Origin of the sequence: Streptomyces sp. NPDC001604 (assembly GCF_042893475.1) — a bacterium.
In the GTDB taxonomy this organism is placed as follows: Bacteria; Actinomycetota; Actinomycetes; order Streptomycetales; family Streptomycetaceae; genus Streptomyces.
Map to the genome: position 1 here is coordinate 140,805 of NZ_JBIAUY010000019.1, position 16,021 is coordinate 156,825.

Annotated in this window: 18 protein-coding genes; 13 read left to right on the plus strand and 5 right to left on the minus strand. The window is 67.0% G+C overall.

The window, feature by feature from the left end:
* The first annotated feature begins 189 nt into the window (after positions 1-189).
* The 4 genes from ACFY1E_RS38040 to ACFY1E_RS38055 all read left to right on the plus strand — a co-directional run bounded on the left by ACFY1E_RS38040 (position 190) and on the right by ACFY1E_RS38055 (position 4,310).
* The gene (locus ACFY1E_RS38040) at positions 190-1,329 is read left to right on the plus strand and encodes a 5-(carboxyamino)imidazole ribonucleotide synthase (protein ID WP_389084575.1); all 1,140 of its coding nucleotides are present in this window, start codon (positions 190-192) and stop codon (positions 1,327-1,329) included.
* Positions 1,326-1,865, plus strand: coding sequence for a 5-(carboxyamino)imidazole ribonucleotide mutase (purE, locus tag ACFY1E_RS38045; protein ID WP_389084577.1), 540 nt, complete (start codon positions 1,326-1,328; stop codon positions 1,863-1,865). The genes ACFY1E_RS38040 and purE overlap by 4 nt, the downstream gene beginning before the upstream one ends.
* Positions 1,866-1,870: 5 nt before the next feature.
* On the plus strand, positions 1,871-3,055 hold the full coding sequence (locus tag ACFY1E_RS38050; protein ID WP_389084580.1) for a dipeptidase: 1,185 nt from the start codon (positions 1,871-1,873) through the stop codon (positions 3,053-3,055).
* Between the two features lie 124 nt (positions 3,056-3,179).
* On the plus strand, positions 3,180-4,310 hold the full coding sequence (locus ACFY1E_RS38055) for a dipeptidase (protein WP_389084582.1): 1,131 nt from the start codon (positions 3,180-3,182) through the stop codon (positions 4,308-4,310).
* Here ACFY1E_RS38055 and ACFY1E_RS38060 read toward each other — a convergent pair.
* Together ACFY1E_RS38060 and ACFY1E_RS38065 are read right to left on the minus strand one after the other, a co-directional pair.
* Positions 4,297-4,686: a VOC family protein gene (locus ACFY1E_RS38060; protein WP_266955999.1), complete on the minus strand. Its 390-nt coding sequence runs from the start codon at positions 4,684-4,686 to the stop codon at positions 4,297-4,299. The genes ACFY1E_RS38055 and ACFY1E_RS38060 overlap by 14 nt on opposite strands.
* 14 nt (positions 4,687-4,700) lie before the next feature.
* Positions 4,701-5,060, minus strand: coding sequence for a VOC family protein (locus tag ACFY1E_RS38065; RefSeq protein WP_389084585.1), 360 nt, complete (start codon positions 5,058-5,060; stop codon positions 4,701-4,703).
* 82 nt (positions 5,061-5,142) lie between these two features.
* Here ACFY1E_RS38065 and ACFY1E_RS38070 point away from each other — a divergent pair, with 82 nt between their 5' ends.
* The gene (locus ACFY1E_RS38070; protein WP_389084587.1) at positions 5,143-5,643 is read left to right on the plus strand and encodes a CGNR zinc finger domain-containing protein; all 501 of its coding nucleotides are present in this window, start codon (positions 5,143-5,145) and stop codon (positions 5,641-5,643) included.
* A 112-nt stretch (positions 5,644-5,755) separates the two neighbouring features.
* Here the strand turns inward: ACFY1E_RS38070 and ACFY1E_RS38075 are convergent, their stop codons facing one another.
* A complete protein-coding gene (locus ACFY1E_RS38075; protein WP_389084589.1) occupies positions 5,756-7,099 on the minus strand; it encodes a UDP-glucose dehydrogenase family protein in 1,344 nt (447 codons plus the stop codon).
* Between the two features lie 189 nt (positions 7,100-7,288).
* Here ACFY1E_RS38075 and ACFY1E_RS38080 point away from each other — a divergent pair, with 189 nt between their 5' ends.
* Positions 7,289-8,446: an acyl-CoA dehydrogenase gene (locus ACFY1E_RS38080; protein WP_344402106.1), complete on the plus strand. Its 1,158-nt coding sequence runs from the start codon at positions 7,289-7,291 to the stop codon at positions 8,444-8,446.
* A gap of 199 nt (positions 8,447-8,645) precedes the next feature.
* Here ACFY1E_RS38080 and ACFY1E_RS38085 read toward each other — a convergent pair whose 3' ends face one another.
* Positions 8,646-9,821 (minus strand): tyrosine-type recombinase/integrase, encoded by a 1,176-nt coding sequence (locus ACFY1E_RS38085; RefSeq protein ID WP_389084591.1) that lies wholly within the window; start codon positions 9,819-9,821, stop codon positions 8,646-8,648.
* A 21-nt stretch (positions 9,822-9,842) separates the two neighbouring features.
* The gene (locus tag ACFY1E_RS38090) at positions 9,843-10,394 is read right to left on the minus strand and encodes a hypothetical protein (RefSeq protein WP_389084593.1); all 552 of its coding nucleotides are present in this window, start codon (positions 10,392-10,394) and stop codon (positions 9,843-9,845) included.
* 129 nt (positions 10,395-10,523) lie between these two features.
* Between ACFY1E_RS38090 and ACFY1E_RS38095 the strand changes: the two genes are divergently transcribed.
* From ACFY1E_RS38095 to ACFY1E_RS38125, 7 genes are all read left to right on the plus strand, one after another.
* Positions 10,524-10,694, plus strand: a complete 171-nt coding sequence (locus ACFY1E_RS38095) for a helix-turn-helix domain-containing protein (RefSeq protein WP_389084596.1) — start codon at positions 10,524-10,526, stop codon at positions 10,692-10,694.
* Positions 10,691-11,224 carry a hypothetical protein gene (locus ACFY1E_RS38100; protein ID WP_389084598.1) on the plus strand — a complete coding sequence of 178 codons (534 nt, stop codon included), beginning with the start codon at positions 10,691-10,693 and terminating at the stop codon, positions 11,222-11,224. The genes ACFY1E_RS38095 and ACFY1E_RS38100 overlap by 4 nt, the downstream gene beginning before the upstream one ends.
* A gap of 446 nt (positions 11,225-11,670) precedes the next feature.
* Entirely contained in the window at positions 11,671-11,937 is a 267-nt protein-coding gene (locus tag ACFY1E_RS38105) for a helix-turn-helix domain-containing protein (protein WP_389084601.1), read from the plus strand.
* Between the two features lie 40 nt (positions 11,938-11,977).
* On the plus strand, positions 11,978-12,883 hold the full coding sequence (locus tag ACFY1E_RS38110; RefSeq protein ID WP_389084603.1) for a hypothetical protein: 906 nt from the start codon (positions 11,978-11,980) through the stop codon (positions 12,881-12,883).
* Between the two features lie 122 nt (positions 12,884-13,005).
* Positions 13,006-13,338, plus strand: coding sequence for a hypothetical protein (locus tag ACFY1E_RS38115; protein WP_389084605.1), 333 nt, complete (start codon positions 13,006-13,008; stop codon positions 13,336-13,338).
* 453 nt (positions 13,339-13,791) lie between these two features.
* A complete protein-coding gene (locus ACFY1E_RS38120; protein ID WP_389084607.1) occupies positions 13,792-14,544 on the plus strand; it encodes a histone-like nucleoid-structuring protein Lsr2 in 753 nt (250 codons plus the stop codon).
* 91 nt (positions 14,545-14,635) lie between these two features.
* Positions 14,636-16,006 (plus strand): DUF3987 domain-containing protein, encoded by a 1,371-nt coding sequence (locus tag ACFY1E_RS38125; RefSeq protein WP_389084609.1) that lies wholly within the window; start codon positions 14,636-14,638, stop codon positions 16,004-16,006.
* The last annotated feature ends 15 nt before the right edge of the window (positions 16,007-16,021 follow it).

Below are 16,021 nucleotides of genomic sequence, written 5' to 3' on the forward strand. Positions count from 1 at the left end.
CAGGCCCCCATTCGGTCGGTTTCGTCAACTCAGCCATGCTAACCACCCCCCTTCTCAAACGCCTGTCCTTGCGCTCACAGACGGGATAGAGGTGGGAAAGAGGACCGGAAAAGCCCGGAAAGGCGGGAGTAAGAGACCCCGGAAACGGCCGGAAACCGGCCGACGTGGCGTGGCCGATACCCTAGGGGCGTGACGTTCCCGGTAGTCGGCATGGTCGGCGGAGGCCAGCTCGCTCGTATGACACACGAGGCAGGCATTCCGCTCGGCATCAGGTTCAAGCTCCTCAGTGACACCCCTCAGGACTCCGCGGCGCAGGTCGTCGGCGATGTCGTCATCGGCGACTATCGCGACCTCGACACGCTGCGTGAGTTCGCGAGGGGCTGCGATGTGATCACTTTCGATCACGAACACGTACCCACCGAGCACCTCAGGGCGCTGGAGGCGGACGGCATCCCCGTGCGCCCGGGCCCCGACGCGCTCGTGCACGCCCAGGACAAGGGCGTGATGCGCGCGCGGCTCGACGCGATCGGTGTGCCGTGCCCGCGGCACCGGATCGTGACCGATCCGGCGGACGTGGCCGCCTTCGCGGCGGAGGGCGACGGCTTCCCGGTCGTCCTCAAGACCGTCCGCGGCGGCTACGACGGCAAGGGCGTGTGGGTCGTCGACGACGTGACCGAGGCCGAGGACCCGTTCCGCGCGGGCGTCCCGGTCCTCGCCGAGGAGAAGGTCGACTACGTACGGGAGCTGGCGGCGAACGTCGTGCGCTCCCCGCACGGCCAGGCGGTCGCCTACCCGGTCGTCGAGTCCCAGCAGGTGAACGGCGTGTGCGACACCGTGATCGCGCCCGCGCCCGACCTGGAGGAGACCCTCGCCCTGCAGGCGGAGGAGATGGCGCTGCGCATCGCGAAGGAGCTGGACGTCGTCGGCCACCTCGCCGTCGAGCTGTTCCAGACCCGCGACGGCCGCATCCTCGTCAACGAGCTCGCGATGCGCCCGCACAACTCCGGCCACTGGACCCAGGACGGGGCCGTGACCTCGCAGTTCGCCAACCACGTGCGCGCGGTCCTCGACCTCCCGCTCGGCGACCCGCGCCCGCGCGCCAAGTGGACCGTGATGGTCAACGTGCTGGGCGGCGACTACCCGGACATGTACTCCGCGTATCTGCACTGCATGGCCCGCGACCCCCAGCTGAAGATCCACATGTACGGCAAGGACGTGAAGCCCGGCCGCAAGGTGGGGCACGTCAACACCTACGGCGACGACCTGGACGACGTCCTCGAGCGCGCACGTCACGCAGCCGGTTACCTGAGAGGCACGATCACCGAATGAGTACTGCTGCCGGCCCGCTCGTGGGCATCGTCATGGGTTCGGACTCCGACTGGCCCGTCATGGAGGCCGCCGCCCAGGCCCTCGACGAGTTCGAGATCGGCTACGAGGTCGACGTCGTCTCCGCGCACCGCATGCCGCGCGAGATGATCGCGTACGGCGAGCAGGCCGCCGAGCGGGGGCTCAAGGTGATCATCGCGGGCGCCGGGGGTGCCGCCCACCTCCCCGGGATGCTCGCCTCCGTCACCCCGCTGCCGGTCATCGGCGTCCCGGTGCCGCTGAAGTACCTGGACGGCATGGACTCCCTCCTGTCGATCGTGCAGATGCCGGCCGGTGTGCCCGTCGCGACGGTGTCCGTCGCAGGCGCCCGCAACGCGGGCCTGCTCGCGGCCCGCATCCTGGCCACGCAGGACGAGGAACTCCTCGGCCGCATGCGGGAGTTCCAGCAGGAACTGAACGACCAGGCCACCGAGAAGGGCAAGCGCCTGCGCGCCAAGGTCGAGGGGTCCGGCGGCTTCGGCTTCGGCTCGGGGAAGTGACGGCGATGACCTCCGCCTCGCTGGAGGCGGCCCGGGAACTCCTCGCCGAGTTCCCGGTCGTCGACGGCCACAACGACCTGCCCTGGGCGCTGCGGGGGCAGGTCCGCTACGACCTCGACGCCCGCGACATCGCCGTACACCAGAACGCCCATCTGCACACCGACATCCCGCGCCTGCGCGAGGGTGGTGTCGGTGCGCAGTACTGGTCGGTGTACGTCCGCTCCGATCTGCCGGACGCGGTGCCCGCGACGCTCGAACAGATCGACTGCGTACGGCAGTTGCTGGCCCGCTACCCGGCGGACCTGGCGCCCGCGCTGACGGCCGCCGACATGGAGGCGGCGCGCAGGGACGGCCGTATCGCCTCCCTCATGGGAGCGGAGGGCGGGCACTCCATCGCCTGCTCCCTCGGCACCCTGCGCGGCCTGTACGGGCTGGGCGTCCGCTACATGACGCTCACCCACAACGACAACATCCCTTGGGCGGACTCGGCGACCGACGAGCCGAACGTCGGCGGCCTCACGGCCTTCGGCCGCGAGGTGGTCCGGGAGATGAACCGCCTCGGCATGCTCGTCGACCTCTCGCACGTGGCGGCGACGACCATGCGCGACGCGCTGGACGCCACGTCCGCGCCGGTGATCTTCTCCCACTCCTCCTCCCGGGCCGTCTGCGACCACCCGCGCAACATCCCCGACGACGTGCTGGAGCGGCTGCCCGGGAACGGCGGCGTGGCGATGGTGACGTTCGTGCCGAAGTTCGTGCTCCAGGCGGCCGTGGACTGGACGGCCGCCGCGGACGAGAACCTGCGTTCGCACGGCTTCCACCACCTCGAGACGACGCCCGAGGCGATGAAGGTGCACCGCGCCTTCGAGGAGCGCAACCCGCGCCCGGTCGCCACGGTCTCCACGGTCGCCGACCACCTGGACCACATGCGCGAGGTCGCCGGCATCGACCACCTCGGCATCGGCGGCGACTACGACGGCACGGCCTTCACCCCGGACGGCCTCAGCGACGTCTCGGGCTACCCGAACCTGATCGCCGAGCTGCTGGACCGAGGCTGGTCCAAGCCCGACCTGGCCAAGCTGACCTGGCAGAACTCGGTACGGGTCCTGGCCGCGGCGGAGGACGTGTCCCGCGAACTCCGGGCGACCCGCCCGCCGTCCAACGCGACGATCGAGTCCCTGGACGGCTGACCGTCGGGGGCGCCGATCCGAGCCCGGTACCCCCGAACGCCCCACTCATCAGGAAGCGCCCCGCGCCCCCGTGCGACGGTGACCGTACCCCTTTGGGGACGATTCACGACGTACGGAGCCCGCCATGGCAGATCTCCAGGACGACGAACTGCAGACCATCGGGGAGCTTGACGGCATCGGCCTGCCGGACCCCTTCCAGGCCGGGTCCTACCAGCCCGTCTCCGATCCGGGCGACGACCCCGTGGAGCGCGCCCATGCCATCCTCGCCGTCCATCCCGTCGCCGACGGTTACAACGGGCTCCCCTGGGCCCTCAGACATCTGTCCTGGTACGACCTGGAACTCGGCGAGAGCGATGTCGAGACGGATGTGCCGCGGCTGCACGAGGGGCACGTCGGCATGCTGTTCGGGTCGCTGCACCTGCCGGAGGGCATCGACGGCGACCGGATCGTCGCCGCCACCCTGGAGCAGCTGGACCTCGTGAACATCGTGGCGCGCGCCCACCCCGAGGGGCTGCGCCTCGTCTGCACCGCCGGGCAGGCCACCGACGCCCACAACTGCGGCCGTATCGCCGTGCTGCTCGGCCCCGCCGAAGCCGCCGCGCTCGGTGACTCCCTCGGCATCCTGCGCGGCCTGCACACCCTCGGCCTGCGCGTCCTCACGCTGTCCGGGGTGTCCTGGGCGAGCGAGGACGGACTCACCCGGTTCGGTGAGGAGGTCCTGCGGGAGATGAACCGGCTCGGGGTGCTCGCCGACCTCTCCGGTGCCTCCGCCGACACCGTCCGCCGCACCCTGGCGGTCTCCAGGGCGCCGGTCCTGTTCACCCGCTCCGCCTCCGCCACCCTGCGCCCCCACCCGGCCAACCTCTCCGACGACCTGCTCACCCGGCTGGGGGCCGCCAAGGGCCTGTGCATGGTGCCGCTGACGCCGGACCAGACGGGCCCGTCCGTCCATGACGTCGCCGACCACCTCGACCATGTGCGCGAGGTGGCGGGCCCGGACTGCGTCGGCCTGTCCGGAACCTACGACGCCGGCACCGCCCACCCCCAGGACCTGGGCGACGCCTCCTGCTACCCGCACCTCATCGCCGAACTTCTGCGCCGCGGCTGGTCCGAGCCCGATGTCGCCCTGCTGACCTGGGGAAACGTGCAGCGCGTGCTGCGCACGGCCGACTTCACGGCCCGCGCGCTCCAGGAGCGCCGGGAGCCCTCGACGGCGACGATCGCGCAGGCCGACGGCCGGCCTACGGTTCGCTGATCCGGCACAGGCAGAACGGATGCCCGGCCGGGTCGGCGTACACCTGGAAGTCCTTCTTCTCCCGGTCCTCCAGGTCCAGCGGCCGCGCCCCCAGCGCCAGCACCTTCTCGTGCGCCGCGTCGATCTCCTCCCAGGTCGACCCGGCGTCGAAGTCGAGGTGGAACTGCTGCGAGTTGCGGTCCGCCCGCGGCCACTCGGGCGGGGTGAGGCCCTCCGCCCGCTGGAAGGCGAGCCGGGGCCCGCCGGGGATGTGCAGGACGACCCAGTCGGGGTCCTCCTCCTCGGGCGTACCTCCCGCGACGCCCGCGTAGAAGCGGGCCAGAGCGCGCGGGTCGGGGCAGTCGAGGACGACGGAGCGGAAGCGGGCCACTGGCATGGTGTCCTCCCGGTTCAGCAGGCGCAGAGACAGAACGGGTGCCCGGCCGGATCCGCGTAAACCCGCCAGGTGCGCGAGCGGTCGTCGGCGTCCAGCGGCTTTGCGCCGAGCGCCAGCACACCCGCCTCGGCCGCGTCCAGGTCCTCGACGGTCAGGTCCAGGTGGAACTGCTGCGAGTGGTCGGGCGCGGGCCACTCGGGGGCGACGAAGCCGGGGGAGGCCTGGAAGGCCAGCGCCCGGCCGTCGGGGGTGGTGAGGTCCGCCCAGCCGTCCTCCGTCTCGACGGTGCCGCCCAGCACCTCGGCGTAGAACCCGGCCAGCGCGCTCGGGTCGGGACAGTCCAGGACGACGACGCCCAGTTTGGCGAGAGCCATGACTTCCTCCTGCGTTACCTATAGATGCGGTCATGCAGTAACGGTTACTGCATGCTGCCTCATTGGAGGTAACGTCGCAAGCATGAGTGAGAGATCGGCCGCACCGGGGAGCCTGGTTCTCGTCGAGTCCCTGGTGAACACGCTGGACATCGAGTCCGGCGCCGACGCGCTGGACACGGCGGACGGCCGGGCGCGGTTCGGTCTCCCGGAGGCAGAGGTGCCGGCTGCACGTGAGCTGCGCGAGTCACTGCGCGCCGTGCTGCTCGCCCACGCCGGTCATCCGCCGCACGCCACGGTGACGCCCCTGGGCGAACTGCTGGCCTCGGCGCCCCTGCGCCTGACCGTCGACACCGCGGACGGCTCGGCGGCCCTCGCCCCGGCCGACGCGGGCCCCCTGCTCTCCCGTGTCGCCGCCGCTGTCGCCGAATCGCTCGTCGCCGGTACCTGGCTGCGCCTGAAGGCCTGCGAGTCGGTCACCTGCCACTGGGCGTACTACGACCGCAGTCCGGCCAGCCGCGGCCGCTGGTGCTCCATGCAGGTGTGCGGGGCGCGCGCGAAAATGCGCCGGTACCGGGCGAAGTAGTTCCCCGGCAGCGTCGGCGGCCGGTGGTGCAGAATGCAACAAGACGCCGGTTCGGCCGACTGAGCCTCGGCCGAACCGGCGTCGTTCGTGTCTGTGAGCCGGAGTGCGGCGGCTACGCGGTGGGGCGGCCCATCGCCCGGTACGTCCAGCCCGCCTTGCGCCACAGCTCCGGGTCGAGGGCGTTGCGCCCGTCCAGGATCACCCGGGCCGCCGCGACCTCGCCCAGCCGCGCCGGGTCCAGCTCCCGGAACTCCCGCCACTCGGTCAGATGCAGCACCACGTCGGCGCCCCGCACCGCCTCCAGCGCCGTGTCGGCGTAGCCGAGCGTCGGGAAGACCTTGCGGGCGTTGTCCATGCCCTTGGGGTCGTACACGGTGACCTGGCCGCCCTGGAGGTGGATCTGCCCGGCGACGTTGAGGGCGGGGGAGTCGCGGACGTCGTCCGAGTCGGGCTTGAAGGTGGCGCCGAGCACCGCGACCCGCTTGCCCAGGAAGGGACCGCCGCCGAGCGCCTGCCGCGCCAGCTCCACCATCTGCCCGCGCTGCCGCATGTTGATCGAGTCGATCTCGCGCAGGAAGGTCAGCGCCTGGTCGGCGCCGAGCTCACCGGCGCGTGCCATGAAGGCCCGGATGTCCTTGGGCAGACAGCCGCCGCCGAACCCGATGCCCGCCCGCAGGAACTTCTTGCCGATCCGGTCGTCGTACCCGATCGCCTCGGCGAGCTTGGTGACGTCGCCGCCCGAGGCCTCGCACATCTCCGCCATCGCGTTGATGAAGGAGATCTTGGTGGCGAGGAAGGAGTTCGCGGAGGTCTTCACCAGCTCGGCGGTCGGGAAGTCGGTGACGACGAACGGCGTCCCCTCCGACAACGGCGTCGCGTACACCTCGCGCAGCAGCTTCTCCGCCCGCTCGCTGCGGACGCCGACCACGATCCGGTCGGGGTGCAGGGTGTCGTCGACGGCGAAGCCCTCGCGCAGGAACTCGGGGTTCCAGGCCAGCTCGGCGTCCTCGCCGGCAGGGGAGTTCTCGACGAGGAAGCGGGCCAGCCGGTCGGCGGACCCGACCGGCACGGTCGACTTGCCGACGACCAGGGCGGGCCCGGTCAGATGCGGGGCGAGCGAGGCGAAGGCGGAGTCGACGTACGACATGTCGCAGGCGTACTCGCCGTGTTTCTGCGGGGTGTTGATGCACAGGAAGTGGACGTCGCCGAAGGCCCCCACCTCGGCCCAGTCCATGGTGACGCGCAGCCGCCCGGTGGATCCCTCGATCCCGGCGACGTGCCTGCGCAGCAGCTCGTCGAGGCCCGGCTCGAACATCGGGGCCTCGCCCCGCGCCAGCTTCTCGATCTTCTCCGGTACGACGTCCAGGGCGAGCACCTCGAAGCCCAGCTCGGCCATCGCGGCGGCGTGTGTCGCGCCGAGATAGCCGGTGCCGATCACGGTGATCCTGAGGGCCATGGGTGCTCCAGAAGGGGGACGTCGTTGGTGCCGAGCCGAGCATAGTCGGGCCGCTTGCCGGGCACTTTTCCCGCTGTCGCCAAGCTCACGTATCACTCCCGTGGGCGGCCCCCTAAAATTTGAGTTACTTAACGGTAATTAGCGCCATCACCACAGTGCGTCAGAAGCGTCCTTGGAGCGTGAGAAACCTTGGCCGGATCGGCTGACTTCGACCTGTACCGCCCGTCCGAGGAGCACGACATGCTCCGCGACGCGATCCGTTCACTGGCCGAGGCGAAGATCGCGCCGTACGCCGCCGTCGTGGACGAGGAGGCCCGCTTCCCGCAGGAGGCCCTGGAGGCCCTGGTCGCGAACGACCTGCACGCGGTGCACGTCCCCGAGGAGTACGGCGGCGCGGGCGCCGACGCACTGGCGACGGTCATCGTGATCGAGGAGGTCGCGCGCGTGTGCGTCTCCTCGTCCCTGATCCCGGCCGTGAACAAGCTGGGCTCGCTCCCGGTGATCCTCTCCGGCTCCGAGGAGCTGAAGAAGAAGTACATGGGCCCGCTCGCCAAGGGCGACGCGATGTTCTCGTACTGCCTCTCCGAGCCGGACGCGGGCTCCGACGCGGCCGGCATGAAGACGAAGGCGGTCCGCGACGGCGACCACTGGGTGCTCAACGGCGTGAAGCGCTGGATCACCAACGCGGGCGTCTCCGAGTACTACACGGTGATGGCGGTGACGGACCCCTCGAAGCGCTCGAAGGGCATATCGGCCTTCGTCGTCGAGAAGTCCGACGAGGGCGTCTCCTTCGGCGCTCCGGAGAAGAAGCTCGGCATCAAGGGCTCCCCGACCCGCGAGGTCTACCTCGACAACGTCCGCATCCCCGCCGACCGCATGATCGGCGAGGAGGGCACCGGCTTCGCCACGGCGATGAAGACCCTCGACCACACCCGCATCACGATCGCGGCGCAGGCGCTGGGTGTCGCGCAGGGTGCCCTCGACTACGCCAAGGGCTATGTCCAGGAGCGCAAGCAGTTCGGCAAGCCGATCGCCGACTTCCAGGGCATCCAGTTCATGCTGGCCGACATGGCCATGAAGGTCTCCGCCGCACGCGCCCTCACCTACCAGGCCGCGGCCGCCTCCGAGCGCGGCGACAAGGACCTGACCTTCCAGGGCGCCGCCGCCAAGTGCTTCGCCTCGGACGTGGCCATGGAGGTCACCACGGACGCGGTGCAGCTGCTCGGCGGTTACGGCTACACCCGTGACTACCCGGTGGAGCGCATGATGCGCGACGCGAAGATCACCCAGATTTATGAGGGCACGAACCAAGTTCAGCGGATCGTGATGGCGAGGAACCTGCCCTAGCAGGGTTTTTGCAGGTCAGAAGCTGTTTCGAAGGTCCGGAGGGACACCCTCGGGTTTCTGGCCGTTGCGGTCCGATCAGGGCCGTTCCTGGGCGTCATGCTGGGGGAATCCTGGGCAGATGCCGGGCTGAAAACAGCCACTGACCTGCACAAATAACACAGCCCCCGGCGTCGCGCCGGGGGCTGTTGTCGTACGCGCATCAGGCGACCTCTGATGCCTCCGTCGGGTCGTCGGCGCCGGGCGTCAACATCGTTGCGATGGCGGCCCGACCGCGCTGCTCGGCCCCTTCGAAGATGTAGTGGTAGTGCTCCCTCAGCACGTCCGTGCTGCTGTGGCCCATCCAGTCGGCCACATCGTTCTCGGGGACTCCGGCGTACAGCAGCCGCGATCCGTAGTAGTGCCGGAGTGAGTGAGCCTTGCAGTACTCCACCTGCCCCTTGCTCAGAGCCTCCATCCAGATCTTCGGGTAGAAGTACGACGCGTAGAGGTAGCCAGTCCGCGTCACGTTGGGGAAGAGGAGCCGCTCAGGCCCCCACACGCCGTGGTTCTTGATGTGCCGCCGAAGCTCGAAGGCGACGTTCGGAGGGAGGGGGACCGTACGCCCTGGCTCGCCCTCGTCACGAGCCTTGATGTGACGACGCTGGATCGCGCTGTTCTTCCCCGACTCGCTGTCTCCGTCCTCTGCAATCTGGAAGTCGACGCGAAGGGTCTCGGCCTTGAAGTCGATCTGGTCGCGAGACACTGCCATCGCCTCCCCCAGCCGCAGGCCGCATCCGGCCATGAGCCACAGCATCGCGCGGTAACGGGCAGGCGCGGCATCCAGCATCGCCAGGACTTCTCGCGTGGTAAGCCGCCGGGCGGTGCTCTTGTGCTCTCGGATCTCCTTGGCGCGGCTGCCCGCGCCCTTGACCTTCTTGCACGGGTTCCGGCCGATGATCTCGTTGGCGACGGCCCAGTCCATCATCCCGGAGAAGAACGAGAACCGCTGACGCCGTGTGCGAGTGGACAGCTTCCGGTCCTGCTCCATCCACAAGAGCCACTGCTCAATGTCAGCGACTTTGAGGGACACGATGGAACGCGCCTTGAAGAACGGCTCAATGGTCGTGTTGAGGATCGACCGGTACTGCTTCTTGGTGCTGTTCTCCAGCTTCCTCTGATTCGTCCACTGCTCCCACACAGCCGTCACCGGCTGCTTGCCCAACCTGTCGTCCAAGTAGGTCCCAGCGTCGAGTTCCTGTTCCTTGCGCTTGCGCTGGTCGTCTGCTCGCTTCTTGGTCTCGAAGGTCTTCTGCCGCTGTTTGCCGTCCGGGTCGTACCAGTAAGTAGTCCACTTCTTCGGGTCGTCCTTAGACCGCGCAACCCATGCCCTTGCCACTTGCCCTCCCCTTGGCTGTTTCTACTGCTCACCCATCAAGTGAGCAGTCACTCTGTCCAGGTACTCACCGTTCGTGATCTCTCTTGCCTTGACGGTGAGCTGCCCTCCGGCCTTGCCGGGCACGGTGGTGAGCAGGGCCCGTTTCCGAGCCTCTTTTAGGTGGCCTCGAATCGTCTCGGGACGCTTGTGGGTTAGTTCGGCCAGGTGCGCCGTGACGTTGGGAACGGCCCGTGCAACGGCCCGGACGTAGGACTCGGCCAGGAACGCCAGGTAGGCATCCGAGATGCCTTCAGTGCCGAGCAGCCACCGCAGCGCCTCTGCCTCTGTGTCCTGCGTGACCTGCTGTTCAGGCTCGGTCGGCCGCGCTGCGCGGAACTGGTCGCCCGCCTTCTTGAAGTCGATCTGTCGCAGCACAGTGGAGGACACGCCGCCCTGCGTGGAAGCGGGGTCGGCGTCCGGGTGCGGGGTGATCAGTACCCGTGTGGGGCCGCTGGCCGGGTCGGCGTCGGCCGCCCAGCGCATGAGCACCCGCCACGGCCCTACGTCCTGCGTGATCTCGATGTGTTCACTCACACCCTCACCATACCACCCCGGGTGGGCAGCCCTAGGTTTGACAGTCAGGGTGGGCGGACGTACATCTGGAAGTAGGGCCGGACAGCAACGGACGGAAGCGGCCGTCCACGGGCCAGTAGAGGAGACGCATTGACCAAGCTGATGACTGTTGAGGACGTGGCCGACTACCTGAACAAGCCCAAGGGATGGGTGTACGGGAACTGGAAGGCTGAACAGATCCCGTTCCGAAAGGTGGGGCAGTCGCTTCGGTGCCGCCCTGCGGACCTGGATCGCTGGCTGGACGCTCAGGGGGCGGAGTGACGGACGTCTACCCGCGCCGGTTGCTGGCTGCGACGTACGACGTGAAAGAGGAGTGGAGTCGTGCCCTCTTCGAAGCGTTCGGCCCTGGCGGCCTGCTCGCTCGGGAAGCCCCCGAGTTCAAGCGTGAACATCTGTTGTGGGCACTGGCCCAGCTCCGATGCGTGAACGGCCGTACTGGAGAGATGTTCACCGGGGATACCGAGCTGGCCCAGCGACTGGGCTACAACACGAAGGACCACCCCGGCAAACGGTGCCGCGAGACGCTGACGCGGTTCGGATTCTTCACCCAGCATGGCAAGCGTGGGCGGGCCGCGATGTTGCGGCTGTCGGCTCCTGTGGTCGTCCTGGAGGACTCCGAGACCTTGGCGGCATCGGCCAATAGCGAAGTGCTGACTGTGACGGACACCAAGCCAAGGGCAACGCCGAAAAACGGAGCGTCACGGCCGGCTGAGCCGTCCGCATCAGGTAGCGCACCGTACGGAGATCCGTTCGACACGCTTCCACCCTGGGGGCCGGACAGGCGTTATTAGGGCCCCATTTCCCCGCTGAACCGGGGACTTAGTTTATAGAGAGTAGTTGGTAGTACGTAGCTCATAGAGCGTAGGTATTAGTGAGTAGGAACCCCTTTGTCGGGGCTCTCTCTCATTTCAGTCCGAATGTCCCAGGACCTTTGGGGGTCCTGAACCAGCCCAGGCCAGTGGAGTTAGGCAACTGGTTGCCAACAACACACAGGAGGAGTGCATACCTCCTGGCGATGGGTGCATACCCGAGAGAATTTGTCCCGCCCCGGGCTGCGTGCATCCATGCGTGATGTGCGCCTCACTTCGGGCCTGCGACGTCCCAGGCCGGAGCTTTTGACACCGACATCTTTATTGAGAGCCTTCCTCACGGGATCTCGTCAGGCCCCGGCCTCTTCGGCCGGGGTTTTCTTTTTGCCTGAAGTCGCGCGTATCTGCGTGACCGGAATGGAGCCCACGTGTTCGATCGTCACTTCTTCGCTACCCGTCGTGCTGCTCTGGGTCTTTCTGTCGAGGCCCTGGCAGCTGAAATGCTCGTCGCTCCCTCGACTGTGCGTCGCTGGGAGTCCGGCGAGACCTGCCCGAGCCTTCGCATGCTGGTTCTGGCTTCCCGCCACCTGTGCATTCCACTTCTCTGGCTGATCAGCGATGAGGACACGGAGGAGCGCCGCAAGGCCGAGACCGTTGCCGAGCTTCTGCGCGAGGACACCCCCGAAACCGCCTGACAGCTGAATTAGCTAGACCACTTCACAGAGGAGTAACCATATGACCGCTTTCGTTTATCAGAACCCCGGCTCTACCACCTTCATCCCCGAACTCTGGGATGCCGAACTGCTTACACAGTTTGACCCGCTGCTGGTCTGGGCCTCTCCACTGGTCTCGAATTACAAGTATGAGGGCACCATTTCGAAGGCTGGCGACGTGGTGCACATCAACTCTCTGGTTCGGCCCTCGATCGGTGATTACAAACTGCCTGATGGGATGACGGGGCAGCGCCCCGAAACGGTTGATCAGAAGCTTTACATCACTGAGGCCAAGTACCTACAGCTCTACATCGAAAATGTTGAGCAGATACAGGCGATCGGAGATATGAACTCTCCGATCAATCAGCAGATGATTCGGTCTCTCGCCCGGGATGCTGACACATTTATGGGCACCATCATCGCTTCCGGGGCTACCCCGCTGCCGAACATTGCGGCGCCTGCTGCCAATGCCCCTCAGGCGCTCTATGGCGGGCTTCTGGACATGATGCTGGCCTTGGACGACGCCGACATTCCCGGAGGACGTTACGCGGTCGTCTCACCGCGTGTGAAGCGGCACCTGATCGAACACCCCTCGGTCGCCAATGCCGCTGCCTACGGTGAGGCTGGCGTGACTGCGAACGGCTTCATCGCCCGTCTCGCAGGCTTCACGCTGATGTCCACCACGGCCATGCCCGCCGGTGTGGACATCGTTGCGGGTCATTCGGAGTTTGCCACGTTCGCATCTCAGTTCACCGGCTTCCGTGACGGTCAGTCGGAGAAGTACCGGGCCAACTACATTGACACCCTTCACGTCTACGGCGGGAAGATCGTTCGGTTCCCTGAGGTGGATACGCAGTTGGCGGACAACACGTTTGATGAGACGAAGCCGACCAAGGGAATCGTCAAGGCTGTTGTCGACTGGTCGTGATTTTTGATTTGTTCGGGCCCTTGTCGACCGGCAGGGGCCCGCTCCCGTTCACCCTGCGTCGACCAGCCCTCGTGCCGGCCATCGACCACATGTAATTGAAACCGGAGGAGACCATGCCGAGAATGCGTAACCCGAACTCGCCGCACTCCCGATACAAGGGGTTGGATGTGCTGCCGAACGACCACGGCCTTCCTGTTCCTGAGCTGCCCTCGGTGAGGGAGTGGTCAGATTCCGAATGCGAGCAGTGGCACCAGTGGTGGAACAGTCCGCAGGCTGCACGCTGGGATGAGTCTTACGTCCCGACCGTGGCAGTCATGCTGACCTACTACGGCAAGATCCTCGATGGCACCGCTACCCGCGATCACCTCACTGAGTTCCGGCAGTTGGCTACGTCCCTTGGTCTGACCGCTGACGGCATGAAGCGGTTGGGCTGGGCCTTTGAGGGGGACGAGTGAGCAGACGAGCTGCCAAGGCGGGGGCGGCTGGAGCCCACGACGGTATACACCGACCCGGTAATGAGTGCCCATGGACTGAGCCGCAGTGCTCGGCCTGTGCCGAAGAGTTCGCTATTCACATCGGCTGGCAGGCAGCCGGAAAATTGAAGCCCTGGGATGACGAACTGACGCACCAGCCCAAGAAGTGTTATGTGTGCCGCCAGAAGTGAACTGAAAAGCCTTTGGGGATTTGATTGACAAACGCGATCGAAGGACAGCAACCCCGGTGGGTCCTTTCTTTATCTAAATAGGCATTACCCCCGGCATTCATAAACATTTGAGTAATGCTTCAGTTATTCGTTAGTTACCATTCCGTGATAGGGGTGCGGAAGAATGGAGGTCAAGCGGGGAAGTCGTAGAGCAACGCTCCGGACCCTCACTCAGACTTCCGCACTAACGAAGGAATGCAGCGCTATGCGTAAGACGGTGCTTGTGCCAGTTGAGTACACCTTTTGCGATGCACACATTGCGCGTGACGGTTCTGAGGTTGAGGCCACTTCATCACTGACGCTGGGTAAGGACACCTGGCACCTGTGCCTTGAGCACGACGTTTCGTTCGGCAGGTACCTCTGTGACGCACTGGGCGCGCCGTCTGAAAGAGAGGCCGTACAGGCTGAGCCTGCGTCCGTGCCGGTCGTTGAAGCTGTCCCGGAGCCGGAGCCGGAGCCGGAGCCGGAGCCGGAGCCGGAAGCGGTGCCCGTGGCGGAACCCGACCCTGAGCCGGTGCCGTCCGTGATGATCGCTGGTGAAGTTCCGGGGTATGACTGGGCGGATGCCCGGGATACGGTGCGCAACCTTGGCTATCAAGTGGTCGGCCGTGCCGATGACAGCACGGTCCTGCTGATCCTGGGGGAGGGTGGCGACCGTAACGCCACCAAGCTGGGGGATGCGTCCGAGCGTGGCATCCCGTGCATGGACGTGCGCACTCCGGGCCGCTTCAAGTCGGCTGTTCGGGCAGGTGAGTTGGTCGGCGGTGACCCGCTTCCGGAGCCTGCCAAGGTCGACCACTCGGGGATGAGCGAGCGTGAACGCAACCGTGCCGTTCGGGCATGGGCACGAGAGAACGGCTACGCCGTGCCCACGAAGGGGCGCATTCCCATGCATGTCCGTCACGCCTACGAGCTGACCCATCGGGACGTATCCGAGGGAAAAGCGGCAGCGGCCTGACCGCCGCCCCCGCTGTGCCGGGCGTCGAGTGCGCCCGGCCTCCCCGGCCAATGGCCACCCAACCAACCCTGTTCGAGATAGAGGCTGCCTAATGAGCACCCCCGTTCTGTACGGTCCCATCGGTCGCGCGGTTCGCAGGATCGCCCCGTTCGTTGAGGCGGACCCGTTGGGGGTGTATGTGGCCGCCCTGTCGATGTGGAGTGCCGCGATCGGTGGCACGGTCAAGGTGTCTTCCCGTGGCCCCCGACCGGTACTGCTGTGGTCGGCTCTGGTGGCTGGTACTGGGCGCGGTAAGGGGACCGCGCTCCGGGCCGCTCATCACGTCCTGGACAAGGCTCTGGGCCGTTTCCTGGCCACGCACACCACGTCCGGCATTACGTCCGGGGCGAGTCTGGTCAACCACCTGTGGGAGCAGCAGGAAGCGACGGCCGAGACTGAGCACGGGCGGGACGTGCGGACTCTGGTGGTCGAAGAAGAGTGGTCGGAAGTGCTCCGCAGGGTGAAGCGGGATGCATCGTTCACGACCAAGCTGCGGACCGCGTGGGATGGGGCGACACTGCGGAACACGACCAAGGATGAGGCGCAGGAAGTGCGCGACCCCGCCATGGTTCTGCACTGTCACGTCACGCCCTCTGACTGGTCGAAGTACGTGGGCGAGGCGGAAGCGGCGGGAGGCTCGTACAACCGCATCCTTCCCTTCCTGCTGGGGTCCGTGCCCCTGCTGGATGACGACCGGGTGACGCTGCCTGATGTGGATGGGCGGGACCTGTCCGACGCCTACGGTTGGGCCACTGCCCGGCCCCGTGTGGTCACGCTTGCAGAAGACGCCCGGCCGCTGTGGCGGGTGGTTCGCCGGTACGCCCGCATCCTGGGTGAGACCCTGGCCGAAGGGCAGGCAGTTTTCATCGAGCGAACGGCAGAGCAGACGCTCAGGGTTGCGGCCTGCCTGGCAGCGTCCGAGTGCTCGGAGACGATCACGGAAGAGATGCTGTCGGCCGCATTCAGCTTGGTTCGCAGGTCGGTGCAGGACGCCGTACGGATCACCAAGGGAGCGACCTCCCCGAAGGTGAAGCGGCAGCTGCTCAGCCTTGCGGACAAGGTCCGGGCCCGGATCGTAATGCACGGCGGACGGGCCATGTCGTCTCAGGTGCTCCCGTACGTGGGAGCGACCGCCGCAGAGGTCAAGGCACTGCCCGGAATCGTCGTGACTGTGGAGCGGTCGGGGAAGACCGGCCGACCGGCCACCGTTTTGTCACTCGGCGGTGACAGTTCCGAAAGCGCTGAGTCCACAGAAACCGTCGCGGAGCCGATGCCGGCCGAGCCGGAGCGTAAACAGAAGTGCGCGCCCGTCGTCCGGCTGGACGCCTACCGCCCGGAACCGAAGCAGGCCCCCGAACCCGCGTCCGAACGGAAACGGCCGGAACCGCTCGCAGAGTCCAACCCCTTCCGCGCACTGCTCTAACCAACCAAAGAAACA

Excerpts from the sequence above, each read along its gene's own strand:
- purE (WP_389084577.1), top strand. The coding sequence starts at position 1,326 with ATGAGTACTGCTGCCGGCCCGCTCGTGGGCATCGTCATGGGTTCGGAC.
- ACFY1E_RS38050 (WP_389084580.1), top strand. The coding sequence starts at position 1,871 with ATGACCTCCGCCTCGCTGGAGGCGGCCCGGGAACTCCTCGCCGAGTTC.
- ACFY1E_RS38055 (WP_389084582.1), top strand. The coding sequence starts at position 3,180 with ATGGCAGATCTCCAGGACGACGAACTGCAGACCATCGGGGAGCTTGAC.
- ACFY1E_RS38060 (WP_266955999.1), bottom strand. The coding sequence starts at position 4,686 with ATGCCAGTGGCCCGCTTCCGCTCCGTCGTCCTCGACTGCCCCGACCCG.
- ACFY1E_RS38065 (WP_389084585.1), bottom strand. The coding sequence starts at position 5,060 with ATGGCTCTCGCCAAACTGGGCGTCGTCGTCCTGGACTGTCCCGACCCG.
- ACFY1E_RS38070 (WP_389084587.1), top strand. The coding sequence starts at position 5,143 with ATGAGTGAGAGATCGGCCGCACCGGGGAGCCTGGTTCTCGTCGAGTCC.
- ACFY1E_RS38075 (WP_389084589.1), bottom strand. The coding sequence starts at position 7,099 with ATGGCCCTCAGGATCACCGTGATCGGCACCGGCTATCTCGGCGCGACA.
- ACFY1E_RS38110 (WP_389084603.1), top strand. The coding sequence starts at position 11,978 with ATGACCGCTTTCGTTTATCAGAACCCCGGCTCTACCACCTTCATCCCC.
- ACFY1E_RS38115 (WP_389084605.1), top strand. The coding sequence starts at position 13,006 with ATGCGTAACCCGAACTCGCCGCACTCCCGATACAAGGGGTTGGATGTG.
- ACFY1E_RS38120 (WP_389084607.1), top strand. The coding sequence starts at position 13,792 with ATGCGTAAGACGGTGCTTGTGCCAGTTGAGTACACCTTTTGCGATGCA.
- ACFY1E_RS38125 (WP_389084609.1), top strand. The coding sequence starts at position 14,636 with ATGAGCACCCCCGTTCTGTACGGTCCCATCGGTCGCGCGGTTCGCAGG.